This is a genomic window from Hyphomonas sp., from assembly GCF_041689225.1.
Classification (GTDB): Bacteria; Pseudomonadota; Alphaproteobacteria; order Caulobacterales; family Hyphomonadaceae; genus Hyphomonas.
In genome coordinates, this window is record NZ_JBDNGN010000107.1 from 85,337 (window position 1) to 91,920 (window position 6,584).

7 protein-coding genes are annotated in these 6,584 nt (G+C 63.8%); 3 read left to right on the plus strand and 4 right to left on the minus strand.

The window, feature by feature from the left end; translation table 11 throughout:
• Nucleotides 1–109: 109 nt before the first annotated feature.
• From ACESNB_RS10330 to ACESNB_RS10345, 4 genes are all read right to left on the minus strand, one after another.
• Nucleotides 110–1,105, minus strand: a complete 996-nt coding sequence (locus ACESNB_RS10330) for a hypothetical protein (RefSeq protein ID WP_373006947.1) — start codon at nt 1,103–1,105, stop codon at nt 110–112.
• 27 nt (nt 1,106–1,132) lie between these two features.
• Entirely contained in the window at nt 1,133–1,468 is a 336-nt protein-coding gene (locus ACESNB_RS10335; protein ID WP_373006949.1) for a hypothetical protein, read from the minus strand.
• Between the two features lie 74 nt (nt 1,469–1,542).
• On the minus strand, nt 1,543–3,417 hold the full coding sequence (gene uvrC, locus ACESNB_RS10340; RefSeq protein ID WP_373006951.1) for an excinuclease ABC subunit UvrC: 1,875 nt from the start codon (nt 3,415–3,417) through the stop codon (nt 1,543–1,545).
• A 39-nt stretch (nt 3,418–3,456) separates the two neighbouring features.
• Entirely contained in the window at nt 3,457–3,690 is a 234-nt protein-coding gene (locus ACESNB_RS10345; protein ID WP_373006953.1) for a hypothetical protein, read from the minus strand.
• Nucleotides 3,691–3,962: 272 nt separating this feature from the next.
• On the opposite strand from ACESNB_RS10345, the gene ACESNB_RS10350 reads away from it, so the two are divergent.
• The 3 genes from ACESNB_RS10350 (at nt 3,963) to ACESNB_RS10360 (ending at nt 6,371) form a co-directional block, all read left to right on the plus strand.
• Nucleotides 3,963–5,174, plus strand: a complete 1,212-nt coding sequence (locus ACESNB_RS10350) for a pyridoxal phosphate-dependent aminotransferase (protein ID WP_373006955.1) — start codon at nt 3,963–3,965, stop codon at nt 5,172–5,174.
• Between the two features lie 96 nt (nt 5,175–5,270).
• Nucleotides 5,271–5,735, plus strand: a complete 465-nt coding sequence (locus ACESNB_RS10355) for a Dps family protein (RefSeq protein WP_373006957.1) — start codon at nt 5,271–5,273, stop codon at nt 5,733–5,735.
• 57 nt (nt 5,736–5,792) lie between these two features.
• A complete protein-coding gene (locus ACESNB_RS10360) occupies nt 5,793–6,371 on the plus strand; it encodes a manganese efflux pump MntP family protein (protein WP_373006959.1) in 579 nt (192 codons plus the stop codon).
• Nucleotides 6,372–6,584: the final 213 nt, after the last annotated feature.

Below are 6,584 nucleotides of genomic sequence, written 5' to 3' on the forward strand. Positions count from 1 at the left end.
GATTGCGCGCCGGATCGTACGCTGTACTTCCCCAATTGGCGCCGCCACCCTGGAACGGATAGGCGAGCGTCCCCTGCTCGGTCGGCGGCGTGAACAGGCCGTCGCCGCGCTAGGCCCTGATCTGTTTCGCGCACGCCATCTTGTCCCACAGCGTGACGCCGAACGCGTCGCCCGGCTTCAGCGTGTTCGGCACGATATTCGGCGTCGCGACGGGGAATGGCCGGGTCGGCGACAGGACCTCGCCCGCTACGGCCCCTTGCGGCACCGCCCGCTCCTCAACCGGCAGGAAGGGCTCGCCCGTGTCCCGGTCGAGCACGAACAGGAGGCCCGTCTTGGTCACCTGCGCCACCACGTCATGAGGCACGCCATCACGCCAGACCTGGTAGAGTCCCGGCTGGGCCGGCAGGTCGAAATCCCAGAGACCGTGGAGCACGGTCTGGAAACTCCACACCACGTCGGCGGTCTCGCCGTTCAGCGCCACGACCGAATTGGCATAGCGATTGTCGCCAACCCTGTTGCCGCCATAATAGTCTGGGCTCGGGCTCGATGTCGGCAGGATGACAAGGCCCTGCGCCTCGTCGACCGAGATTGTCGACCAGACATTCGCGTGCCCCGTTCGCGCTGCCGAGCCGTCAGCCCAGCTTGCCAGCGCCGGATCGTCCGGGTCCTGCGGCACCGGATTGAACCGCCACTTCGCAGCGCCCGTGCGCGCATCGAAGGCATGCACTGTGCCCAGCGGTGCCTCGGTCCGCAAACTGTCGCTGATCGCCGAACCGGTGACCACCGTATCGCCGATGATCGCCGGCGCCGACGTGATCTGGTATTCGCCCGGCCAGCGCAGGTCCATGCTCGGCTTGACGTTGACCGTCCCACCATCGCCAAAGTCCGCACACGGCGTGCCCGTCCGCGCATCGAGCGAAATCAGGCGCGAATCCACCGTCCCGACATACACCCGCGACGCGCACGCCGCATCCGGGTCCGCCAGGCTGTCCTGCCAGTAGGATACGCCCCGGCACGTGTACTGGTTGGCCGGATGCCCGGTTGCTTCCACGCCGGGATTGTAGCGCCATTTCTCCGTACCGGTGCCGGGATCGGCCGCGATCACATCCTGGAATTGCTTACAGAAAACCAGCTATCCTTCCACGCGGAGCGGCGGCGCCTCGAAGGCGGCCCGGGCCTTGGACTCTTCCCGGCCTTTGAACGCGCCGGTCTCCAGTGTCCAGGCGATCTCCAGGTCCGTTAAATTGTCCGGGGTAATCTGGTCGGCTGCCACATACCGCGCGCCCCCCTTGTCACCCCCATAGGACGCCCATGCCTCACCCGCGCCGTCCGGCATCGCTCGCACGATGGCCGCCTCACCCTCAATCGTCAGGTCCGGTGCCAGTCCGAGCACCGACCCACCCAGGAAGCTGACCGCGACAAAGGCGACAATGGCGAGTGAGATCACACGCAGCGGCGTGATTTTCATCTGGAGCCTCCCGGAACCGTTTCCGGGACCATCAACCGGATGGCCTGCAACTGCAACCGGAAGGGCGTCCGGCCCTAGCCGCTATTGAAGTGCCCGTAGATGCGTTCCGCCAGCGCTTCGTTCACCCCCTCGACCGCCATCAAGTCCGCCACTTTCGCCCGCGATACGCCGCGCGCCGAGCCAAAATACTGCAGCAGCGCCTTCTTGCGCGTCGGGCCAATGCCTTCAATCTCGTCCAGCGGCGAACGCACGATATCGGCGGACCGCTTGGCCCGGTGTGCCCCAATCGCCCAGCGGTGCGCCTCGTCGCGCAGGCGCTGCAGGTAATACAGCACCGGTGCCGTTTCCGGCAGCTTGAACGGCGCCCGCCCCGGCCGGAAGAACTGTTCCCGCCCGGCATTGCGGTCAACGCCCTTGGCAATCGATACCAGCGTCACGTCGTCGGGCCCGAGCCCCAGCTCCGCCAATGCTTCCAGCACCGCGTTCAGCTGACCGAGACCGCCATCGATCAGGACAACGTCCGGCCAGTTGCGGTCATTGCCTACCGCCTTTTCCTTCAGGCCGCGCGCAAAGCGCCGCCGCATCACTTCGCGCATCATGCCGTAATCGTCGCCCGGCTCGATCGTCTCATCCTTGATATTGAACTTGCGATAGGCCTGCTTGATGAACCCGTCCGGCCCGGCCACGACCATGCCGCCCACCGCATTCGTGCCCTGGATGTGCGAATTGTCGTAAATCTCGATCCGCTGCGGCACGCTCTCCAGCTCGAACACTTTCTGCACCTCGTCCAGCAGCCGCGCCTGGCTCGCCGTCTCGGCCAGCTTGCGGGTCACCGCCTCTGCTGCATTGCGTTCAGCCTGGGTGACAAGATCCCGCTTGGAGCCGCGCTCGGGCCGGCGAATCTCGATCTTCCGGTCCACTTTCAGTTCCAACGCCTCGCCGATCAGGCGCGCCTGTTCCGGCATCTCGTTGACGAGGATCAGTTTCGGCGGCGGGCGCTTGTCATAGAATTGCACAAGGAACGCCGCGAGCACTTCTTCCATCGTCTGCTCGCTGTCATGGCGCGGATAGTGCGCCGTCGCGCCCCAGTTCTGCCCGGCCCGGATGAAGAAGACCTGCACGCAGGAAATCCCGCCCTCCATGGCAATGGCGAACACGTCCGCCTCTTCCAGCCCGTCCGGGTTCACGTCCTGCGTCGCGCGCACATGCGCCAGCGCCCGTATCCGGTCGCGCAGGCGCGCCGCCGTCTCGAATTCCATCGCCTCGGCGGCGGCGTCCATCTCGGATGCCAGCCGCTTTTGCAGGTCGGCCGCCTTCCCGCGCAGGAAGTCCGCCGCCTCATCGGCCAGCTCGGTATAATCCTCTTTCGAGATCAGCCCCACGCACGGCGCCGAACAGCGCTTGATCTGGTGCAGCATGCAGGGCCGGGTGCGGGCGTTGAACACGCTGTCCTCGCAGGTCCGCAGCAGGAACGCCTTCTGCAGCGTGTCCAGCGTCTGCATCACCGCCCCGGCACTGGCGAACGGGCCGAAATAGTCGCCCTCATTATGCTTGGCGCCGCGATACTTCTTGATTTGCGGCGCCTCATGATTGCGCCGGATCAGGATATAGGGGAACGACTTGTCGTCGCGCAGCAGCACGTTGAAACGCGGCTTCAGGCTCTTGATCAGGCTCGCTTCCAGCAGCAGCGCCTCGGTCTCGCTTTCGGTGACCACGAACTCCATGCGCCGTGTCATCGAGATCATCCGCGCGATCCGCTGCGTATGCCCGCCCAGGCGCGCATAGTTGGACACCCGCGCCTTCAGGTCGCGCGCCTTGCCGACATACAGCACCTCGCCGCCATCGCCGAACATGCGATAGACGCCGGGCCGGCCGGGCAGTCGTTTCAGATTGTCCTTGATGACGTCTACGCCGCGTAGCGTGGGTACGTCATTATCCTGCGATTCCATGATCCTACAGATAGCGCCTGCGCGCCGCCGATGCGAGGCCTAGAACAGCGTCGAAACGAATTCACCCACGCCAGCCTTGTCCTCGAAGAGCCAGCCGGCGCCGAAACTGAAAATCATGACAATCGTCAGGGCAAACACGCACAGGCCCACGACGCGCTCACCATCGCTGAGTCGGGCGGTCCAGATCGCGAAGTCATGCGACGCGCTCTGGACGTGACAGACGACCATGTTCCACAATTCTTCCGAAAAGGCGGAACTTGTTGATGCGGGCATGGCCTCTGAGCAATCCTTCAAAACTTGGGACCGGGCATCAAACCGGGTCCAAGATGTTGTATCTTCGCAGTCATGGTTGAAATTCTCATAAAGATATCCGGTAAAATTTACACAATTGGCAAAATTCGGCAGCAATCGGCGCTCAGGCGGCAAGGCCCTGCGTCCCGCCGCCGCATGGTGCTCGATCGGGGAAAAGCTTGCCCCAATGGCCCGCGCAGACTAAGGCCAAGCCTCCACAACCAGCGCAATCTCCACTTCGGGATACACAGATAATGTCCGCAGATATCCGCCTCAGCGACGCACTCGCGCGCGTCAAGCCGTCCGCCACGATCGCCGTCACGACCAAGTCGGCGGAACTCAAGCGCGCCGGGCATGACGTGATTGGCCTCGGCGCCGGCGAACCGGATTTCGATACGCCGGACAATATCAAAGACGCGGCCATCGAGGCGATCCGGACCGGCAAGACCAAGTACACACCCGCCGACGGCATCCCGGAACTTAAGGAGGCGATATGCGCCAAGTTTGCCCGCGAGAACGGCCTCGCCTACAAGGCCTCTCAGGTCCATGTCGCCCCGGGCGGCAAGCCGGTTATCTATAACGCGCTCGTCGCCACGATGAATCCCGGCGACGAGGTCATCGTGCCCGCGCCCTACTGGGTCTCCTATCCGGAAATGGTTCTGATGGCCGGCGGCGAACCCGTCATCGCGCCCTGCGGACCGAATTCGAACTACAAGCTGACGCCCGAGGCGCTAGAAGCCGTCATCACGCCGCGCACCAAGTGGATCATCCTCAACTCGCCGTCGAACCCGACCGGCGCTGCCTATACCAAGGCCGAGCTGCGCGGCCTCGCCGATGTCCTCCTGCGCCACCCCCATGTCTGGATCCTCACCGACGACATGTACGAACACCTCGTCTATGACGATTTCGAGTATTGGACGATCGCCCAGGTCGAACCCGCCCTCTACGACCGCACACTGACCATGAACGGTGTCTCCAAGGCCTATGCCATGACCGGCTGGCGCATCGGCTATGCCGCCGGCCCCGAGAAGCTGATCAAGGCGATGGGCAAGGTGATCAGCCAGACCACCTCCAATCCCTGCTCGATCAGCCAGTATGCGGCCCTCGAAGCGCTCAACGGCCCGCAGGATTTTATGGCCGAACGCCGCGCCGTCTACCAGCAGCGTCGCGACATGGTTGTCGCAGGGCTCAACAAATGCGCCGGCCTGCACTGCCCGACGCCGGAAGGCGCCTTCTATGTCTACCCGTCCTGCGCCGGCATGATCGGCAAGACGGCGCCATCGGGTAATGTCATCAAGACGGACGAGGATTTCGCCACGGAATTGCTGGAAACAGAAAAGGTCGCCGTCGTGTTCGGCGCGGCGTTCGGCATGTCCCCGGCGTTCCGGATTTCCTATGCCACGTCAACCGAGGCCCTGACCGAAGCACTCATCCGGATCCAGCGCTTCTGCGCCGCTTTGGTATAGATTGTGCCTATAGCCGTATGAATACGTATCGATTGGTATCATAGGGATCGAATACCCACCTGTTGCGTATAGCTTATACACAAACAGGAGAAAAACATGCTAATTGATATCGGCCTCAATGAAAAATCCCGTGAATTGTCCGCCCGGGCGCTGCGCGTCTTGCTTGGCGAAACCTATGCCCTCTACGTCAAGACGCATGGCTACCACTGGAACGTCAGCGGGCCGCGCTTCAACTCTCTGCACAACATGTTCATGACCCAGTATACAGAGCTGTGGACCGCGCTCGACGAGATCGCCGAACGCATCCGCGCCCTCGGCCATTTCGCGCCGGGCTCCTCCTCGGAAATGCTGGAAGAAGCGACCATCAAACCGGACAATGGCGTGCCGGATGCTGACGCGATGATATCCAATCTTGTCAAAGGCCATGAAGCGATCAGCCGGGCGGCCAAGATCGGCCTCAAGATCGCCGAGAAAAACGAGGACATTGTCACCGTCGACCTGATGACGCGCCGCGCCGACGTCGCGGAAAAAACCGCCTGGATGCTGCGCGCCAACCTCTAGCGTCCCGGCCCATTTCATGACAACGCGGAGCGGAGCTGTTGAGGAACCCGCCCCGCGATGCATGAAATCCTGACCCTCGCCCTTGTCTGCTTGGCTTTGTCGATGGATGCTTTCGCCGCCGCCCTCGCGCGCGGTGCCCAGCAACGCACGCACAGCGCGCTTCAGGCAGTGCGCGTGGGCTCGGTCTTCGGGCTGAGTGAAGGGCTGATGTTCCTGCTGGGCTGGTGGCTCGCCCACAGTGTCGCCGCCTATGCTGAGGCCTTCGACCACTGGGTCGCGCTGGTCCTGCTCGCGGCCATCGGCACGCTCATGATCCGCGAAGGACTGCGCGCCGAGCCTGACGAGGTCTCGGGCGACAGCGCCTTGCCCCGCCGAAATACGGCCCTCGGCACCATTATCACTGCCATTGCCACCAGTATCGATGCCGCCGCCGTCGGCGTGGCCATGGCGCTCGCCGGCACCAGCGTCTGGCTCGCCCTCGCCATCGGCCTCACCTCTTTCCTCATCAGTGGACTCGGCTTCTCCATCGGCCCGGCGCTTGGTGTCCGCTTCGGCCAGCGCGCCGAGATCGGCGGCGGACTCGTCCTCATCTCCATCGGCATCTCGATCTTCTATAGCGACATGACCGGGGGCTGACTCCCGAGGACAAGCGTCCGTCTCTCCGCCCCCGCCAAACCTGTGTCATGCTTGGGCCCATGTTCCCGCTCGACCAACAGGATATCGACCACCTCGCGCCCGAAGGCTGGCTGCGCATTGCCAGTCTCGTGGCCATGGCGCGGCGCCTGCTCTACCTGATGGCGCCAGATCTCACCGCATCCCCGGCGAACGCCGGGGCCTCAGGCGCCCTGC

Excerpts from the sequence above, each read along its gene's own strand:
- ACESNB_RS10335 (WP_373006949.1), bottom strand. The coding sequence starts at position 1,468 with ATGAAAATCACGCCGCTGCGTGTGATCTCACTCGCCATTGTCGCCTTT.
- uvrC (WP_373006951.1), bottom strand. The coding sequence starts at position 3,417 with ATGGAATCGCAGGATAATGACGTACCCACGCTACGCGGCGTAGACGTC.
- ACESNB_RS10345 (WP_373006953.1), bottom strand. The coding sequence starts at position 3,690 with ATGCCCGCATCAACAAGTTCCGCCTTTTCGGAAGAATTGTGGAACATG.
- ACESNB_RS10350 (WP_373006955.1), top strand. The coding sequence starts at position 3,963 with ATGTCCGCAGATATCCGCCTCAGCGACGCACTCGCGCGCGTCAAGCCG.
- ACESNB_RS10355 (WP_373006957.1), top strand. The coding sequence starts at position 5,271 with ATGCTAATTGATATCGGCCTCAATGAAAAATCCCGTGAATTGTCCGCC.
- ACESNB_RS10360 (WP_373006959.1), top strand. The coding sequence starts at position 5,793 with ATGCATGAAATCCTGACCCTCGCCCTTGTCTGCTTGGCTTTGTCGATG.